Source organism: Dyella ginsengisoli, assembly GCF_044904665.1.
In the GTDB taxonomy this organism is placed as follows: domain Bacteria; phylum Pseudomonadota; class Gammaproteobacteria; order Xanthomonadales; family Rhodanobacteraceae; genus Dyella_A; species Dyella_A ginsengisoli.
The window spans coordinates 975,016-990,756 of the sequence record NZ_JADIKM010000001.1 but is presented as its reverse complement, the minus strand read 5'-3'; the positions used below and the strand labels follow the sequence as shown (position 1 = coordinate 990,756).

11 protein-coding genes are annotated in these 15,741 nt (G+C 69.6%); 4 read left to right on the top strand and 7 right to left on the bottom strand.

Annotation, left to right across the window (positions count from 1 at the left end):
• Positions 1 to 23: 23 nt before the first annotated feature.
• Together cysQ and nudE are read right to left on the bottom strand one after the other, a co-directional pair.
• A complete protein-coding gene (gene cysQ, locus ISP17_RS04435; RefSeq protein ID WP_404630424.1) occupies positions 24 to 839 on the bottom strand; it encodes a 3'(2'),5'-bisphosphate nucleotidase CysQ in 816 nt (271 codons plus the stop codon).
• Positions 836 to 1,393, bottom strand: coding sequence for an ADP compounds hydrolase NudE (gene nudE, locus ISP17_RS04430; protein WP_404630422.1), 558 nt, complete (start codon positions 1,391 to 1,393; stop codon positions 836 to 838). Before nudE ends, cysQ begins: the two co-directional genes overlap by 4 nt.
• A gap of 269 nt (positions 1,394 to 1,662) precedes the next feature.
• Here nudE and ISP17_RS04425 point away from each other — a divergent pair, with 269 nt between their 5' ends.
• Both ISP17_RS04425 and ISP17_RS04420 read left to right on the top strand, forming a co-directional pair.
• Positions 1,663 to 2,610: a lipase family alpha/beta hydrolase gene (locus tag ISP17_RS04425; RefSeq protein ID WP_404630420.1), complete on the top strand. Its 948-nt coding sequence runs from the start codon at positions 1,663 to 1,665 to the stop codon at positions 2,608 to 2,610.
• On the top strand, positions 2,610 to 3,575 hold the full coding sequence (locus tag ISP17_RS04420; protein WP_404630418.1) for a lipase secretion chaperone: 966 nt from the start codon (positions 2,610 to 2,612) through the stop codon (positions 3,573 to 3,575). Before ISP17_RS04425 ends, ISP17_RS04420 begins: the two co-directional genes overlap by 1 nt.
• A gap of 58 nt (positions 3,576 to 3,633) precedes the next feature.
• On the opposite strand, the gene ISP17_RS04415 is transcribed toward ISP17_RS04420, so the two are convergent.
• Positions 3,634 to 4,410, bottom strand: a complete 777-nt coding sequence (locus ISP17_RS04415; RefSeq protein WP_404630416.1) for an inositol monophosphatase family protein — start codon at positions 4,408 to 4,410, stop codon at positions 3,634 to 3,636.
• Positions 4,407 to 5,186 carry a type II secretion system protein N gene (locus ISP17_RS04410; protein WP_404630414.1) on the bottom strand — a complete coding sequence of 260 codons (780 nt, stop codon included), beginning with the start codon at positions 5,184 to 5,186 and terminating at the stop codon, positions 4,407 to 4,409. Before ISP17_RS04410 ends, ISP17_RS04415 begins: the two co-directional genes overlap by 4 nt.
• Positions 5,187 to 5,254: 68 nt before the next feature.
• On the opposite strand from ISP17_RS04410, the gene ISP17_RS04405 reads away from it, so the two are divergent.
• Both ISP17_RS04405 and ISP17_RS04400 read left to right on the top strand, forming a co-directional pair.
• Entirely contained in the window at positions 5,255 to 6,619 is a 1,365-nt protein-coding gene (locus tag ISP17_RS04405; RefSeq protein ID WP_404630412.1) for an adenosylmethionine--8-amino-7-oxononanoate transaminase, read from the top strand.
• A 65-nt stretch (positions 6,620 to 6,684) separates the two neighbouring features.
• Positions 6,685 to 7,419: a 16S rRNA (uracil(1498)-N(3))-methyltransferase gene (locus ISP17_RS04400; protein WP_404630410.1), complete on the top strand. Its 735-nt coding sequence runs from the start codon at positions 6,685 to 6,687 to the stop codon at positions 7,417 to 7,419.
• 59 nt (positions 7,420 to 7,478) lie between these two features.
• Here ISP17_RS04400 and ISP17_RS04395 read toward each other — a convergent pair whose 3' ends face one another.
• Genes ISP17_RS04395 through ISP17_RS04385 form a run of 3 tightly spaced genes read right to left on the bottom strand, consistent with a single transcriptional unit; the run spans position 7,479 to position 15,737 of the window.
• The gene (locus tag ISP17_RS04395) at positions 7,479 to 7,955 is read right to left on the bottom strand and encodes a chemotaxis protein CheW (protein ID WP_404630408.1); all 477 of its coding nucleotides are present in this window, start codon (positions 7,953 to 7,955) and stop codon (positions 7,479 to 7,481) included.
• Positions 7,955 to 9,646, bottom strand: a complete 1,692-nt coding sequence (locus tag ISP17_RS04390) for a chemotaxis protein CheB (RefSeq protein ID WP_404630406.1) — start codon at positions 9,644 to 9,646, stop codon at positions 7,955 to 7,957. The genes ISP17_RS04395 and ISP17_RS04390 overlap by 1 nt, the downstream gene beginning before the upstream one ends.
• Positions 9,639 to 15,737: an Hpt domain-containing protein gene (locus tag ISP17_RS04385; RefSeq protein ID WP_404630404.1), complete on the bottom strand. Its 6,099-nt coding sequence runs from the start codon at positions 15,735 to 15,737 to the stop codon at positions 9,639 to 9,641. Before ISP17_RS04385 ends, ISP17_RS04390 begins: the two co-directional genes overlap by 8 nt.
• Positions 15,738 to 15,741: the final 4 nt, after the last annotated feature.

Below are 15,741 nucleotides of genomic sequence, written 5' to 3'. Positions count from 1 at the left end.
TCTCGTTCCTCACTTCTCGCCACTCACTGCTCGCTCTTGGCCAGCCGCGTCGCCCAGTCGATGTCGATGTCGCCCACCGCGATGAACTCGGGATTGAGCAGCGACTCGCCGCGGTTGTAGCGCAGCGGCGCGCCTTCCAGGTCGAGCACGGCGCCGCCGGCCTCTTCCAGTACGCACTGGGCAGCGGCGGTATCCCATTCGCTGGTGGGACCGCGGCGCAGATAGACGTCCGCATCGGCGCGGGCGATCAGGCAGAACTTCAGCGAGGAGCCCATCGGCAGCGCGGTGTAGGTGCCGCCGAGCAGCTGTTCAAGTAGCGCCTCGCCGGTGCCGCCGTGCGAGCGGCTGCCGGCGACCACCGGCGGATTGGCCAGGGCGCGGCTGCGGATCGCCTGCCAGTCGCCACCGTCCGCGCGCATCCACGCGCCCTGGCCGCGTTCGGCCACGTAGGTCTCGCCGGTGACCGGTGCCAGCACCACGCCGAGTACCGGCCGATGGTGGTCGATCAGCGCAATATTCACCGTGAACTCGCCGTTGCGCTTGACGAACTCCCGGGTGCCGTCGAGCGGGTCGACCAGCCAGTAGCGCTGCCAGTGGCGGCGCACGTCCCAGGCGCAGGCGATCGCTTCCTCGGAGATCACCGGCAGCACCTCGGGCAGCGCGGCGAGGCCGGCGGCGATCACGGTCTGCGCAGCGAGATCGGCCGCGGTGAGCGGCGAGCGGTCGTCCTTGTGTTCCACCGCGAAGTCGCTGGCGTAGATCTCCATGATCGCCCGCCCGGCCGCCTCGGCGATCGCCGCGACCTGAGTCAGCAGGGGTGACAGCGGCGCGGCGCTCATGCGCGCTGGAACCGGCCGGCGAGGTACTCGCGGGCCATGAACAGGGCGGCGATCGAGCGCCCTTCGGTGACGTCGTCGCGAGCGATCAGCGTGTGCAGCTCGGCCAGCTTCCAGGGCACCACTTCCAGCTCTTCCGGCTCATCGCCCTGCAGCCGCTCGGGGTAGAGATCCTGCGCCAGCACAACGTGGGCCATGTGGGTCATGTAGGCAGGGGCGAGCGAGAGGTGATGCAGGATGGTGAGCTTGCGCGCGCCATAGCCCACCTCCTCCTTCAACTCGCGATCGGCGCCCTGCTCCACTGTCTCGTCCTGGTCCAGGCGGCCTTTCGGCAGGCCCAGCTCGAAGCGGCCGAGGCCGGCGGCGTATTCGTTCACCAGCAGCACGGTGTCGGCGTCGAGCATCGGCACGATGATCACCGCGCCGAGACCGTGCGACTTGAGCCGCTCGTAGGTGCGGCGCTCGCCGTTGGAGAACTCCAGATCCAGCTGTTCGGCGCGCAGGAACGGACTCTGGGCGACGTCACGCCGCGCATGGATGATCGGTAGTTTGGCCATCCGCCGATTCTAGCCTGCGCCGACGACACGGCCGTGGCACACAGGCTGCCCACCGCAGTGCGTCCATACGTCTTGCGTTTGCACATGGAACGCACCACGCGCTCACGCGGGCTGCGCCACGGCGCCCGCGCGAGGCTGCTGCGATGCATCACATATACCTGATTTTCTTTGACTTTTTCGCATGGCGCGCGGCAAAGGTGGCTGCACATACTGGCGCGTACGTCGTGTCGTTCCGCCCGCGCTCACGCGCCTTGCCAAGGAAATCTGCCATGCGTCGTTTCGCCGTTGTCTCCCGTCTCCTGCTCGCCGTCGCACTGCTGGGAGGAGCGGGCCTGTGGTCCGCACCAGCCCGCGCCACCGACACCTATACCCAGACGCGCTATCCCATCGTGCTGGTGCACGGCCTGTTCGGCTTCGACCAGATCTTCGGCAGCGTCGACTACTGGTACGGCATCACCAAGGGTCTGCGTGCCGGCGGCGCCACCGTGTACGTGGCCAGCGTGAGCCAGCTTGGCAGCGACATCACCCGCGGCAACCAGCTCATCACGCAGCTGGACAACCTGCGCGCCGTCTACGGCTATCGCAAGTTCAACCTGATCGGCCACAGCCAGGGCGGCCTGACCATCCGCTATGTGGCGGCGGTGCGGCCGGATCTGGTCGCCTCGGTGACCAGCACGGGCACGCCGCACCGTGGCAGCGCGGTGGCCGACGGCATCGCCGTGCTGGCGCCGGCCGGCAGCGTGCAGCGAGCGCTCGCCGAAGGATTCGCCACCGCGCTGGCCGACCTGATCAGCAGCTTCTCGGGCGGGCAGTCCTCGCAGAATGCGACGGATGCGCTGGTCCAGCTCACCAGTGCGGGCACTGCGCAGTTCAACGCGCAGTTCCCCGCCGGAGCGCCGACCAGCGCCTGCGGCAGCGGCGCCGCCTCGGTCAACGGCATCCGCTACTTCTCCTACGGCGGCACCGGCGTGCTCACCAACGGCTTCGATGCCTCCGACGCCCTGCTCGGCGCGGGCAGCCTGTTCTTCTTCGGCAGCGCCAACGATGGGCTGGTCGGCCGCTGCTCCAGCCACTGGGGCACGGTGATCCGCGACAACTACGGCTGGAACCACCTCGACGAGGTCAACCAGCTGTTCGGTCTGCGCGGCCTTTTCTCGGCCGACCCGGTGGCCGTGTATCGCAGCCAGGCCAACCGGCTCAAGGGTCTGGGGCTCTGATGCAGCGCGCGAGCCTGGCACTGGCAGGCGCCGTCGCGCTGACCGCGCTGGCGTTGCTGTGGCACATGCGGGCCAGTGCACCGGCAACGACACAGGCAGAACCGGCCGTCGAGGCCGCGACAACCGGCGCGAGCCGCGCATACGTCAGCTCGCCATCCGCCATCGCACCGATGCGGACCGATCCTCATCGCGCGTTGCGCGACGGCTCGCTGCGCGGCACCGCGGTGGATGGCGGCGTGACGACCGGCTTCGCTGGCCGCGTCGAACCCGATCCGGCGTTGCGGCGGCTGTTCGACTACTACCTCAGCCTGCTCGGCGAGACCGACCTGGAAGGCGTCCGCCAGCTGCTGCGCGAGGATCTGCAGCGGCGCCCGCTCGACGCCGGCCAGCAGGCCGCGGTGATGGAGCTGTTTGGGCGCTACGTCGCCTATCAACAGGCGCGCACGGCACTGGCCGCACCGGGTGGTGGCGACCTGGCGGCCCGCCTCGCGCAGGACCGGGCGCTGCGCGCACGCCTGCTCGGCCCCGCGCTGGCGCAGGCGTTCTATCCCACCGCCGATGCCGACGACGCGCGCCTGCTGCGTCAGCTGGCCCACGCCGACACGCCCGATGATGCGGTCGCGGACGAACGCGCGTTGGCCACCATGGCCAGCACCATCCAGGCGCAGACCGATCAGCTCGCCGCGCCCTCCTTCACGCCGGCACAACGGCACGCCGAGCGTGCGGCCACCTGGGGCAACGCCGCGGCGGATCGGCTCGATGCACTGGATCGCCAGCGCGCGCAGTGGCAGCAGCGACTCGACGCGTTTGCGGCCGAGGCGTCCGCCGTAGAGGGCGATCCATCGTTGGACGGGGCGCAGCGACGAGTCGCGCTGCAGCAGCTGCTCGACCATCACTTCAAGGGACCGGAGCGGCTGCAGGTGCAGGCGATGTGGCAGACGGGTCTGCTGCACGCGGCGCGCTGAGCCGCGGCGCACCCACAGGAAGCAGGCGGCGGGCTCGCGCGAAGCGATCTCTTCGAGCTCAGCGGCGCAGTCGCGCCAGCGCGTCGGCGTGCAGGGCGGGCGTACCGGCCAGCACGCTGCGCGACTCCAGCGTGAGAGGCGCGCCATCCAGGTCGGTGAACACGCCGCCGGCCTCGCGCACGATCACCGCCAGTGCCGCCACGTCGAGGATGTTGACGTCGGACTCGATCACCAGATCGAGGCTGCCGCGCGCCAGCAGGTGGTAGTGGCAGAAATCGCCGTAGCCACGGATGCGGTTGGCGTCGCGGATCATCTGCCCCAGCGCGGCCCAGCGCGCGTCGGCGGTGAGCGTCTTGACGTTGCCGGTGGAAATGGACGCCTGCGCCATCGACGCAGTCGGCGCCACGCTCACGCGGCTGCCGTCGATCCAGGCGCCGCCGCCGGCGTGTGCCCACATCGTCTCGCCGTACACCGGCGCGCTGGACACGCCCAGCACCAGCTCGCCAGCGTGCATCAGCGCGATCTGAGTGGAAAAGAATGGCGTGCGCCGCACGAAACTCTTGGTGCCGTCCAGCGGATCGACCAGCCACAGCAGGCCGTCGCGCTCACCGTCGAGGCCGAACTCCTCGCCGTAGATCGCCGCCTCCGGCAGCGCGGCGGTGAGGATGCGGCGGATCGCCAGCTCGGCCTCGCGGTCGGCGACGGTGACCGGCGTGTCGTCGGACTTCAGCTCCACGTCGACGCCCTTGCGCCAGTAGTGCAGGATCACCTCGGCGGCGGCGGCGGCGGCCTCGCGGGCGGCGGCCAGGGCGGGGGTGAGGTCGGCAAGCGTCATCGGGAGGCTCCGGCAGACAGGGCGCCCACTCCGGCGCCGCGTTGAAGATGGGTGACACCTTGCGCATCGGGCGGGCCCAGGCGAGCCAGCCAGCGCTGCAGTGCAGGTTCGTGGTCGCGCGCGGACAGACGCGCGTCGAGGCGCCAGCCGATCGGGCTCAGCTGGACCACGCCGGCCAGCGCCAGGGGACCGTTGCCGCCGTCGCGCAGATCGGCGCGAATCACGCCGTGGCTGCCGCTGAGCTCAGCCATCAGGTCGCCCAGGGCGACGGTGGCCTGCGGTGTCTGCATGGTTGCGCGCGGCCAGCGCACGCGGCCGGACACGCTGTCGGGCCAGCCGTTGAGCACCTGCAGTTGCGCCAGATCCAGCACCAGTTCGCCGCGCGGCATGCCCCAGGGTGTCGTCGGTGGATGCGACAGCGCGTCCAGCGCAACGTGCAGCTGCACGCCGCGCCAGCTGGCGCTGTCGCCGTCGCGCGCGAAATCACCGTGACCGCGTATCACCGGTCCGTCGATCGCCGCATGCAGGCGTACCTGGCCGAACAGGGCGCGGCGCGACAGCTGCCAGTCCAACCGGCCCAGCACCGTGCCATCGGCCAGCACCAGCTCGCCCACGCGACCGTCCCACACGCTGCCCGACACCTCGCGCAGCTGCGCGCCGTGCAGCCGCGTCTCGACCATCGGCGCAACCCAGCGCGCCGGCGCAAACCACACCAGCAACGCCAGTGCGACGAGCAGCGCGGCAAGGCCCAGCAGCAGTTTCTTCCACCACGTCAACGCACGGACTCCGGCCTGAATCGAGCGCGCGGCTTGAGTGCCCGGCGCGAGCCCACGATCATAGCCGGATGACCACGCACGACCGCAGCAACCGCGCGCTCGCCCAGCGCGACCTCCGCCACCTCTGGCACCCCTGCACCCAGATGCACGACCACGAGCGCATCCCGATGGTGCCGATCGTGCGCGGCGAGGGCGCCTGGCTGATCGACGCCGACGGCCGCCGCTATCTGGACGGCATCAGTTCCTGGTGGACCAACCTGTTCGGCCACGCCAACCCACGCATCGCGGCGGCGCTGGCCGACCAGGCGCGACAGCTGGAGCACGTGATCTTCGCCGGCTTCACCCATGAGCCGGCGATCGCGCTGGCCGAGGAGCTTGTGCGCATCACGCCGCCGGGCCTCGATCGGGTGTTCCTCGCCGACAACGGCTCGGCGGCGATCGAAGTGGCGCTGAAGATGAGCTTCCACTACTGGCTCAACCAGGGCCACGGCGAGAAGACGCGCTTCATCGCGCTCACTGGCAGCTATCACGGCGAGACGCTGGGTGCGCTCTCGGTGAGCGACGTGGCGCTGTACCGCAAGACCTACGCGCCGCTGCTGCTGACGCCGATCCTGGCGCCCTCGCCCGACACCTACGAAGGCGAGCCCGGCGAGACGCCGCAGCAGCTTGCCGCACGTCGATTGCTCGAGCTGCGCGCGCTGCTGGAACAGCATGCCCATGAGACCTGCGCGGTGATCGTCGAGCCGCTGGTGCAGTGCGCCGGCGGCATGCGCATGTACCACCCGGATTACCTCGCCGGCCTGCGCGCGCTGTGCGACGAGTTCGACGTGCACTTCATCGCCGACGAGATCGCGGTCGGCTTCGGCCGCACCGGCACGCTGTTCGCCTGCGAGCAGGCGGACGTGTCGCCCGACTTCCTGTGCCTGTCCAAAGGGCTCACTGCCGGCTTCATGGCGCTGTCGGCCGTGCTCACCACCGAGCGGGTGTACGAGGCGTTCTACGCCGAATACAGCGCCGGCAAGGCCTTCCTGCACTCGCACAGCTACACCGGCAACCCGCTGGCCTGCCGCGTGGCGCTGGAGACACTGGCGATCTTCCGCGAGGAGCCGGTGCTGGAACGCAATCGCGCGCTGGCCGCCCATCTGGCCGGCCGCCTCGCGCCGCTGCGCGATCACCCGCACGTGGCGGACGTTCGTCAGACCGGATTGATCGCCGCGGTCGAGCTGGTCGCCGACAAGGCCACGCGCCGGCCTTTCCCGGCTGGCGAGCGGCGCGGTCTGGAGGTGTATTTGCACGGACTGAAGCACGGTGCCCTGCTCCGCCCGCTGGGCAACATCGTCTACTTCATGCCGCCCTACGTGACCACGACGGACGAACTGGACCACCTCGTGGACACCGCCGTCGCCGGTGTCGAACGCGCGCTGCGGCGGTAAGCGCGCGGGGCGTCGCGCGGGCGCGCTCGGCTATCCTTGGCGTTTCGCAACGCAGCGTGCCCTCCATGCGCACCATCCGCATCCACGTCGACCACCAGCCGCTGACCGTCGGCAGCTCGCTCGCCCTGCCCGCGCAGGCCGCCGAACACGTGGCGCGCGTGCTGCGGCTGGGTGCGGGCGATCCGCTGGTGCTGTTCAACGGCGATGGCCACGACTACGCCGCCACCATCACCGAAGCGGGCAAGCGCCAGGTCAGCGTGGCGATCGGCGAGCGCACCGCGGTGGCGAGCGAATCGCCGCTGCCGCTGGTATTGGCCCAAGCGGTGGCGCGCGGCGAGAAGATGGACCTGATCGTGCAGAAGGCCACCGAGCTGGGCGTGAGCGCCATCGTGCCGGTGCTGACCGAACGCTCCGAGGTGAGGCTCGACGCCGATCGCGCGGCCAAGCGGCTGGCACACTGGCAGGCAGTCATCGCCAGCGCCTGCGAGCAGAGCGGCCGGGCCGTGCTGCCTTCGATCGTCCCGCCGCAGCCGCTGTCGGCATGGCTGGATCGGCTGGCTGGTGGCGCGCTGCGCCTGGCCTTGCTGCCGGACGGCAGCTGTCGCCCTCGCGAGCTGACACCGACATCCGACGGCGCGTTGCTGGTGGTGGGTCCGGAAGGCGGACTGGGCGAACGCGACGTGGCGGCGCTGCTCGCGCATGGGTTCCATGGACTGCAGCTGGGGCCACGCATCCTGCGTACCGAAACGGCGGGGCTGGCGGCGCTGGCCGCCTTGCAGGCGCTGCACGGCGATCTCTGAGCCGCGTAAACGCGAACGGCGCACCGGAGGTGCGCCGTTGCAGGGATCCGGCGAAAGACTCAGGCCTCGGCGGCGACCAGGTCACCCAGTTCGCGCTCGATCATTTCCAGATCGGGAATCACCGCCATGTCGTCGCGCACCAGCACGTGCGCGCGCACGCCGGGCGGCAGCGCGGTGCCATCGTGCGTGGGGATGATCAGCTCGGAGTTGAGCGTGGTCAGGCGCGGGAAACCCTGGGTGAGCACGGCGATGAAGGGCAGCTCCGGATTGCCGCCCAGCGCCTTCAGCACCGCCACGCGCACGGCCAGGTCCGGATCGCCCTCGCCGGCGCCGGCCAGGCGGGTGAAGGACACCAGCGGCACGCGCCAGCCACGCCACGCGATGCGACCGAGCAGCCAGTCGGGCGCGCCTTCCACCGGCTCGGGTGTGGGCAACGTGATCACTTCGGCGACCGTCGCGTTGGGCAGCAGCAGGCGCAGATCGCCCGCCGGTACCAGCACGCAGCGGATTTCGCGCGGGAGAGGCTGTTCGCTCATCAGTATTCCTCGATCAGGCGCGCGGCAAGCTGCGCCGGCGTGCCGGAAAAATCGGCCAGGTGCTCGGCCAGCACACCGCCGACCATGTCGGCGTAGTGCTCGCCCTGGGCGTCTTCGACCCAGATCCGGCCGCCGCGGTCGTGGACGGCCTGGCAGCCGGCCACGGCGTCGTTGGCCTGCCCGGCAAACACGATCGCCAGCGCATCCACGCCGAACACGTTGGCCACGGCGGTGAAGCTGGCGTCGATCGACGGGCTGCTCGCCGGCACGTCCTGCGACGGGGCGATCTCCAGCTTGCCGTCGCGGGTCAGACGCAGCTGACCGTCCGGCGGCACGACGATGATCTCACCCGGTCGCGCGAACTGGCCATGGACTGCCGCGCGCACCGGCATGGTGCAGTGGCTGCCCAGTTCCTCTACCAGCTCATCCACCGGGCGACCGCCCAGGTGCTGGATATGCACGATGGTGGCGCGGAACCCCTGCGGAAGCTCGCGCAGGAACTCGGCAACCGAAGCGCGGCTGCCCACCGTGGCGCCGGTCAGCACCACGCGCGAGAGGCCGCCGGAAAGCTCTTCGAGCAGCATCTCGCCGCCCGCCTTGGCGTCGTATGCACGCGGGGCGATGGCTTCTTCCAGCGAAACCAGCTCCAGTGTCATGAAGGGTTCGGGGATCGGTCCGGCCGCCTCCGATTCCGGGGTGAGGAAATCCAGCGCGCTGATCTTCTCGATACCGAAGTCGGAAGCCGACGGTCGCGGTGGCGCCGGCGGCGCGGCGACCACGGCATCCTCGTCGACCAGCGACCATTCGTCGGAGAGATTGAAGCGGGCCGTGCCCTCCCCTGCCGGCGCCTTCTCCACCGGGGTCGGTGCGGGCAGATCCGCGTCGTGGTCGAGCAGGCTAAGGCCCTCGGTCGAGAAGCGCGTGGCCGGGGGCGCGGAAGGCTGCGGCTCCTCGGCGGCGGGCAACTCGGCCGCCGCCGCGTCGAGAAAATTGCCGTCGTAGAGCGGCGATTCCGGCAGCGGCTGGTCCAGCTCGCCGAGTGCCAGTTCGTCCAGCTCGAAATCGTCCAGCTCGCGTGTATCCAGCTCCACGCCGGTGGAGGACACGAAGCCGGCTTGCAAGGTGGTGTGCTCAGTGGAAGAGAACGTGTCCTCAGCCGCCTCACCAGGCAGGGGATCACCGGACAGCAGCGCTTCGAGCTCGGCTTCCAGCGACTCCGACTCGGCTGCGATCTCCGCTTCGTGCAAATCCGCCTCGGGCGCAGCCGCCGCAATCACCGGCGACGCTTCGGCTATCGAATTGTCCACGCCCGCTGCCGGCATTTCCGGTTCGGCCGCCAGCGGACGCGGCGGATCGACATCGCTGCGCGCCATCACCTTCGCCGCGAGATGACGCGCCCAGCGGGCACGTGCCCAACCGTCAAGCGCACGGGTGGAATCGGCCTCGTTGAACACCACGCGCGGATGATCACCCTGGATGGACTCGTCCAGGCGATCAAACACCTCGTCGTCCGTTTCGTCGAGATTGATCACCACCACGTCGGCACCGATGCGATCCAGCAGCGCCCGACTGAGGTCCGCCAGCCCGCCTTCGTGGACGATGCTGGCGCCACGCTCGTGCAGGGCTTCGCGCAGGTGGGCGCCGAGTTCCGCATCGTCGAACAACAGGGCGACGGCCGTTGCTTCAGCCATTGGCCAGCTCCATCGCACGTTGCTCGAGCACCTCGCTGATCTGCGCCAGCAGCTCGGCTTCCTGATAGGGCTTGCCGAGGTAGCGGTCCACGCCGATGTCGAACGCGCGCTGGCGATGCTTCTCGCCGGTACGCGAGGTGATCATGATGATCGGCACGTCGCGCAGGCGCGGGTCCGCCTTCATGTGCTCGGCCAGCTCGTAGCCGTCCATGCGCGGCATTTCGATGTCGAGCAGCATCAGATCCGGCACGCGCTGCTCGTGCAGCTTCTCCAGCGCGTCGACGCCGTCCTTCGCGGTGTTGACCTCGTAATCGTGGCGCTCCAGCACGCGGCCGGTGACCTTGCGCATGGTGATCGAGTCGTCCACCACCATCACCAGCGGCTTGGTGCGGGTTTCCTCGATGACCGGCGTGGATACCGGCGCCAGACCCTCGGCCAGACGCTGCTCGCGACGGGCGATGCCGTAACGCACCAGCGGCGCAAGGTCGAGAATCATCAGCACCGAACCGTCGCCCATGATGGTCGCGCCGAGCAGGCCCGGCACCGAACTGATCTGCGGGCCCACCGACTTGACCACGATTTCGCGCGAGCCGATCACCGCATCGATGCGGATCGCGGCGCGCAGGTCGCCCGCGCGGGTGAGCAACAGCGGCAGCTGCGGCTCGTCCGCGGCGTAGCTCGCGGTGAGGCCGAGCAGTTCGGCCAGGTCGTGGATGCCGTAGTCGTCGCCGTTGTGCAGGAACGAGGGCTCGTCCGAAGCCAGGTGGATCGCCAGCTCGTCAGGCGTGATGCGGGCCACGCCCTGCACCGAGGTCATCGGGATGGCGAAGGTGGACTCGCCAATGCGCACCAGGATCGCCTGGGTGACCGCCAGCGTGAACGGCAGGCGCAGCACGAAGGTGGTGCCCTTGCCTGGCTGCGATTCAATCGACAGCGAACCGCCGAGCTGCTTGATCTCGTTGGCCACCACGTCCATGCCCACGCCGCGACCGGCCAGCTGGGTCACCGAACTGGCGGTTGAGAAGCCCGGCTGGGTAATCAGGGCGAGCAGCTGGTCGTCGCTCGGCTTCGCCTCGGCACGCAGCAGACCGCGCTCGACGCCGCGCTTGCGCACCGCTTCGCGGTCCAGGCCGCGACCGTCGTCGGTCACGCGGATCACCACCTCGGTGGCTTCACGGGCCACGCGGATGCGTACCGAGCCATCCTCCGGCTTGCCCGCCTTGCGGCGATCTTCCGGCGACTCGATACCGTGAGCGATCGCGTTGCGCAGCATGTGCTCGAACGGCGCCTTGATGCGGTCGAGCAGGTTGCGATCCATTTCGCCGTGCGCGCCCTCCACGAACAGCTGGGCACGCTTGCCTTCCTCCTGTGCCGCCTGACGCAGGGTGCGGCGCAGGTTCGGCACCATGGTGTCGAACGGCAGCATGCGGGTGCGCAGCAGGCCCTCCTGCAGGTCCGAGCTCACGCGCGACTGCTGGATGAGCAGCGTCTCGGACTGTCGGGTGAGCTCGTCGAGCATGTTCTGGATCGACACCAAGTCGGATACCGACTCGGCCAGCGCACGCGAGTACTGCTGCAGCTGCGAGAAGCGGTCGAGCTCCAGCGGATCGAACACCGCCATGCCCGCCTCGCGGTGCTCGCGCTGGAAGCGCGCGATGATCTGCGCCTCGGTCTCGATTTCCAGCATGCGCAGCTGGCTGCGCAGGCGCACCACGGTCTGGTCCAGCTCGACCAGGTTGAAGCGGTAGCCGGCCACCTGCTGCTCCAGGCGCGAGCGGTAGATCGCCACCTCGCCGGCATGGTTCACCAGGTTGTCCAGCAGTTCGGCGCGGACGCGAATCTGCTCCTGCGGCGAGCGCGCCTCGTCGTGACCGTCCGGCAGCAATTCGGGCAGGAGTTCCGGCAACTCGGCGGCAGCGGGCGCCATCTCGCGCATGGGTGCCGTGGCGGAGACGGGCGCCATCTCGTCGTCGCGTTCCACCAGCGCCTCCTCGCCCGCGAGGGCGAGCAGGTGGTTGATGGTGTCCTGCGGGTAGCGGATGCCCTTGCTCTGGCTGATCCGTTGCACCAGTGCGTGCAATCGGTCGAAACCCACTTCCAGCGCGCCGACCAGGGTCGCGATCTGCGCAGCTTCACCGGTGATCGGCTTTTCCAGCAGCGTCTCGATCGCGTGGGCGAGGTCGCCCACCGGAACGAAGCCGGCAATTCGCGCACCGCCCTTGAGGGTGTGCAGGTCACGCTGCAACACCGGCACCTGTGCCAGCTCGGCCGGCTCGGCGCGCCACTGGGCAAGCGCTTCGTCGGCGTGATCAAGGATCTCGCGCGCCTCTTCGGCAAACACTTCGAGTAGGTCGGGGTCGATGTCGCCGCGCCACAACTCGGCACCTTCGACGCCCTCCTCGTCGTCCTGATCTTCGGAAACGGCCTGTTCCACAGCGGCATCCGACGCCGCCACCGGCAGCTCCGGCGCCTCGGCGTCCAGCGCCTCGGCGGGCGAAGCCTCAACCTCGGCATCGATGTCGGCACCGATGGAAACCGCCGGGACTTCTTCGGCGGCAGCGGCCTGCGCCTCGTGGATCACCGAAGCAGGCTCGTCGGCAAACGCGGCCGCTGCTGCCGGCTCGGCATCCCCGGCATCTTCTGCGGTATCGACGGCCTCGGTTGCTTCGGCATGCTCCGCATCGACGTGGGTTGCATCAACCTGCGATGCAGCGACCTCTTCGACGGCAGGCGTTTCGATCGCGGGTGCAATCGGCGTTTCGTCGAGCAGGCCGGCGAACATCGCCGCGATATCTTCCTCGTCCGAAGCCATGGGCGTGGTCGGCGGGGTCGGCGGCGGCGGCAGGGATGCGCCCTGCTGCAGCGGATCGAACGCGTCCAGCGCCGCCATCATCTCGTCGGCAAGGCGGTCGTGATGCTCCTCTTCGAGCTGCTGCTCGCGACGCGCGTCCACCTCGGCGAGGCTCTCGTCCAGCGCGGCAGCAGCCTCGGCGTGCGAGTCGCCTGCCCCACGCTCGGCGGCCGCGTCGTCGTCCTCGCGGGATTCGAACACGACGTGCGCCACCTGCGGTTCGGGCTGCGCGTCACGCAGCTCGGTGATGCGCGCGATCAGTGCATCGACGTCGGGCAGCTGGGGGTCGGTGGCGTCGAACTGCGCCATCACGTGATCCACCACGTCGGCCGAACGTCCCAACAGATGCACGCCCTCCGCGGACAGCGGCACGTTGGCCGCGCGCAGGCGCTTGAGCAGGCTCTCCAGCGGCGAAAGCAGCTGCGTGAGCAGCGGGATGTCGACCATGGCGATGGCACCGTGCAAGGTATGCACGGCGCGCAGCAGGGCATCTTCCACGCGCAGTTCGGAACCGCTGCGACCGATGTGCGCACGAATGGTTTGCAGGTACTGGGCCACCTCGCTGCGCAGGATCTCCAGCAACACCGAATCGACCGGCGGCATCACCGGCATCGCAATGCCCTGGGCCTGCTCGACGGGCTCCGCGGCGCCAATCGGCGCGGTATTGGCCAGCGTGGCCTGCGGGATGCCGGCGCTGGCGCTGTCGAAGCGCGGCACGCGGCGACGCACGATCCGGCGCACGGTCTCGGTGGCACCGGTCGCAAGCTCCGAGATGTCGGCCTGTTCGCCCGCGGCCAGCCGGTCGGCGGTCAGCATGATGGCGCTGAGCGGCACATCGGGTGTGCCTTCGCCGCGCAAGGCAGTCAGCAGCTGCGGCAACGCCGCGATGGCATGGCGCACCAGCGCCTGCACCCCGGGGTGCGGCTCGATGCTGTGGTCGAGCACGCGGTTGAGCATGTTCTCCACGCGCCAGGCGAACTCGCCCAGCGTGGTGGCGCCGACCAGGCGGCCGGAGCCCTTGAGGGTGTGGAACGAGCGGCGGATCGGCGTGAGCGCGGCAATCTGCGCCGGATCCGCCAGCCAGGCTTGCTCGGCCTGCTGCAGGTTGTCGATCTCCTCCTGCATTTCCTCCAGGAAGATGTCGCGGATGTCGTCGTCGATGCCGTCGGTGGAATCCTGGAAGCCGGCGCTGGCGGCCAACGGATCGGCCACGGGGCGCTGTTCGACCACTTCCTCTTCGATCTCGATCCAGTCCTCACCGCCCTCGGCAACCTCGGCGCCAGCCATGGCCGCGCCCTGATCGACCGTTTCGGCCAGATGCAGGCCGGTCACGTCCTCGGCGAACTCGTTGACCGGCGGCGCTTCGCCAAACATCAGGCTGCCGAGGTCGTCACCCGTACCCACGCTGACCGATTCGGACAGCGCCGGCTGGGCCGCCAGTTCTTCGTCCAACCCGGTCAAGGCGTAGGCGTGCTCCTCGACATGCTGCTCGTGCTCCGGCTCCGACTCCGGCTGCGGCGCGCGGGCGGCCGGCACCGGCCAGTAACCGAGCATCGACAGACTGTGCTCGGCCACGTCGAGGATGTGCTCCAGGCCGCCGCGATGTTCGCGGGCAGCTTCGAGGTAATACTCCAGCGCGGCCAGCGCGTCGGCCAGGTGATCCATCTGCGCGCTGCTGGGCACGCGACGATCGCCCAGCAGCTCGTTGCCGATGAAGCGGCCAATGCCCTCGGCAAGCTCGGCCGGACGCGTGCTCGCCAGCATGCGCATGGCGCCGGCGACCTCCTCCATCTGCCCGGGCGCGTCCTTGAGGTGGTGGTGCTGCCATGCCGATTCGACGAAGCCGACGATCGCGTCCTTGACGCGATTGGTGCTGGCCGTGGCCTCCTGCATGAGGGTGGCCATGATGTGGCGTGCTTCGCTGCGCGGCAGCGCGGGCGTGGCGCCCATCTCGGCCGCCGGCTCCTCGCTGCTGCCGAGGCTTTCGATATGGTCGTCCAGCGAGGCCTCGACGTAGAGCAGGGCGCCGGCGACATCCAGCAGGGTCTCGTCTTCGACCGAACGCATCCGGCTGGCGATCTCGTCGAGGATGCGGCGCTGCTCGTTGATCACCCGGCGCGGCACGCTCAGCGCGAGCATGCCGAGCGTGTCGCCCACGCGCTCGAGCACTTCGCTCTGCGCGGCGAGCTGGGCCGGATCGGCGTCGCTCTGGCGCAGGAACAGGTCCAGCGCTTCCTTCACGCGCAGCAGGTCGTCCTTCAATGCACGGGAGACGGAGTCGAGCAGGGCGCGGTTGTGACCGGCCATCGAGCCGCGGGCGTGCTCCAGTTCCGCCGCGTCGGGCAGCAGGCTGTCCAGCGCATAGGTTTCGCGCAACAACTGCATCTGCGGGCTGCGCTGCTTGGCTTGCGCCACGATGAAGAGCAGCTTGCGAGCCAGATCGTCCGCATCACCGCCGCGCAGGCTCTCCTCGCCGTGCTCGAGCATCTGACGGATGCTGCGATCGACCTTGCCGATCAGCTGGCGCACTTCGGCTGCCTGCGCCTTGAGGTGACCCTGTTCGAGCCCCTCCAGCGTGCCCGCCGCGATCCACCACAGGCGGCGGCCGGGGGTGCTGTGGCAACAGCCGGTGATGGCGTTGAGGGTATCGCGCATGCCCAGCAACTGCTGGTCGGCGTTCTGTCCGCGGAACCAGGCGAGCAGCTGCTGCTGGAAACGCAGACGCAGGTCGGCCACGCGGCCGCGGCGCGCATGCGCCTCGTCCTCGCTCACCGCCGGCGGGGCCTGCGGCGGCAGCGGGGCATCGAGTCGCGGATTGAACAACGCCACTTCCGTCAGCGCCGCCATCTTGCGGCTGGCGCGAAGCTCGTTGAGCAGCGGCAGCAACACGACCGGCACGTCGCGATGACCGCTGGACAGGCGCTCCAGATAATCGGGCAGCTGCATGAGGCCGCGCATCAGCGAGGCGTAGGCCTCCTCGCGCTGGGGCACGTGATCCTCGAGGAGCGCGATGGCAAGCGTCTCCATTTCGTCGGCGACCATGGCGGCGCCGTACAGCTCGACCATCTGCAACGTGCCGTGCACCTGATGCAGGCTGTCAGCGCACGAGCGCATCGCATCCCGGTTGCCCGGGTTGTCGACGTAGGACTCCAGCGCGTCGCGGGCCGCGGCCAGAGTCTCGTCGAGCTCCGGCTTGACCCACTGCAGGGTGGTGAAATCGATATGGTCTTGAAGTCTCATGCGC

Coding starts and splice junctions, on each gene's coding strand:
- cysQ (WP_404630424.1), bottom strand. CDS start 839: ATGAGCGCCGCGCCGCTGTCACCCCTGCTGACTCAGGTCGCGGCGATC.
- nudE (WP_404630422.1), bottom strand. CDS start 1,393: ATGGCCAAACTACCGATCATCCATGCGCGGCGTGACGTCGCCCAGAGT.
- ISP17_RS04425 (WP_404630420.1), top strand. CDS start 1,663: ATGCGTCGTTTCGCCGTTGTCTCCCGTCTCCTGCTCGCCGTCGCACTG.
- ISP17_RS04420 (WP_404630418.1), top strand. CDS start 2,610: ATGCAGCGCGCGAGCCTGGCACTGGCAGGCGCCGTCGCGCTGACCGCG.
- ISP17_RS04415 (WP_404630416.1), bottom strand. CDS start 4,410: ATGACGCTTGCCGACCTCACCCCCGCCCTGGCCGCCGCCCGCGAGGCC.
- ISP17_RS04405 (WP_404630412.1), top strand. CDS start 5,255: ATGACCACGCACGACCGCAGCAACCGCGCGCTCGCCCAGCGCGACCTC.
- ISP17_RS04400 (WP_404630410.1), top strand. CDS start 6,685: ATGCGCACCATCCGCATCCACGTCGACCACCAGCCGCTGACCGTCGGC.
- ISP17_RS04395 (WP_404630408.1), bottom strand. CDS start 7,955: ATGAGCGAACAGCCTCTCCCGCGCGAAATCCGCTGCGTGCTGGTACCG.
- ISP17_RS04390 (WP_404630406.1), bottom strand. CDS start 9,646: ATGGCTGAAGCAACGGCCGTCGCCCTGTTGTTCGACGATGCGGAACTC.
- ISP17_RS04385 (WP_404630404.1), bottom strand. CDS start 15,737: ATGAGACTTCAAGACCATATCGATTTCACCACCCTGCAGTGGGTCAAG.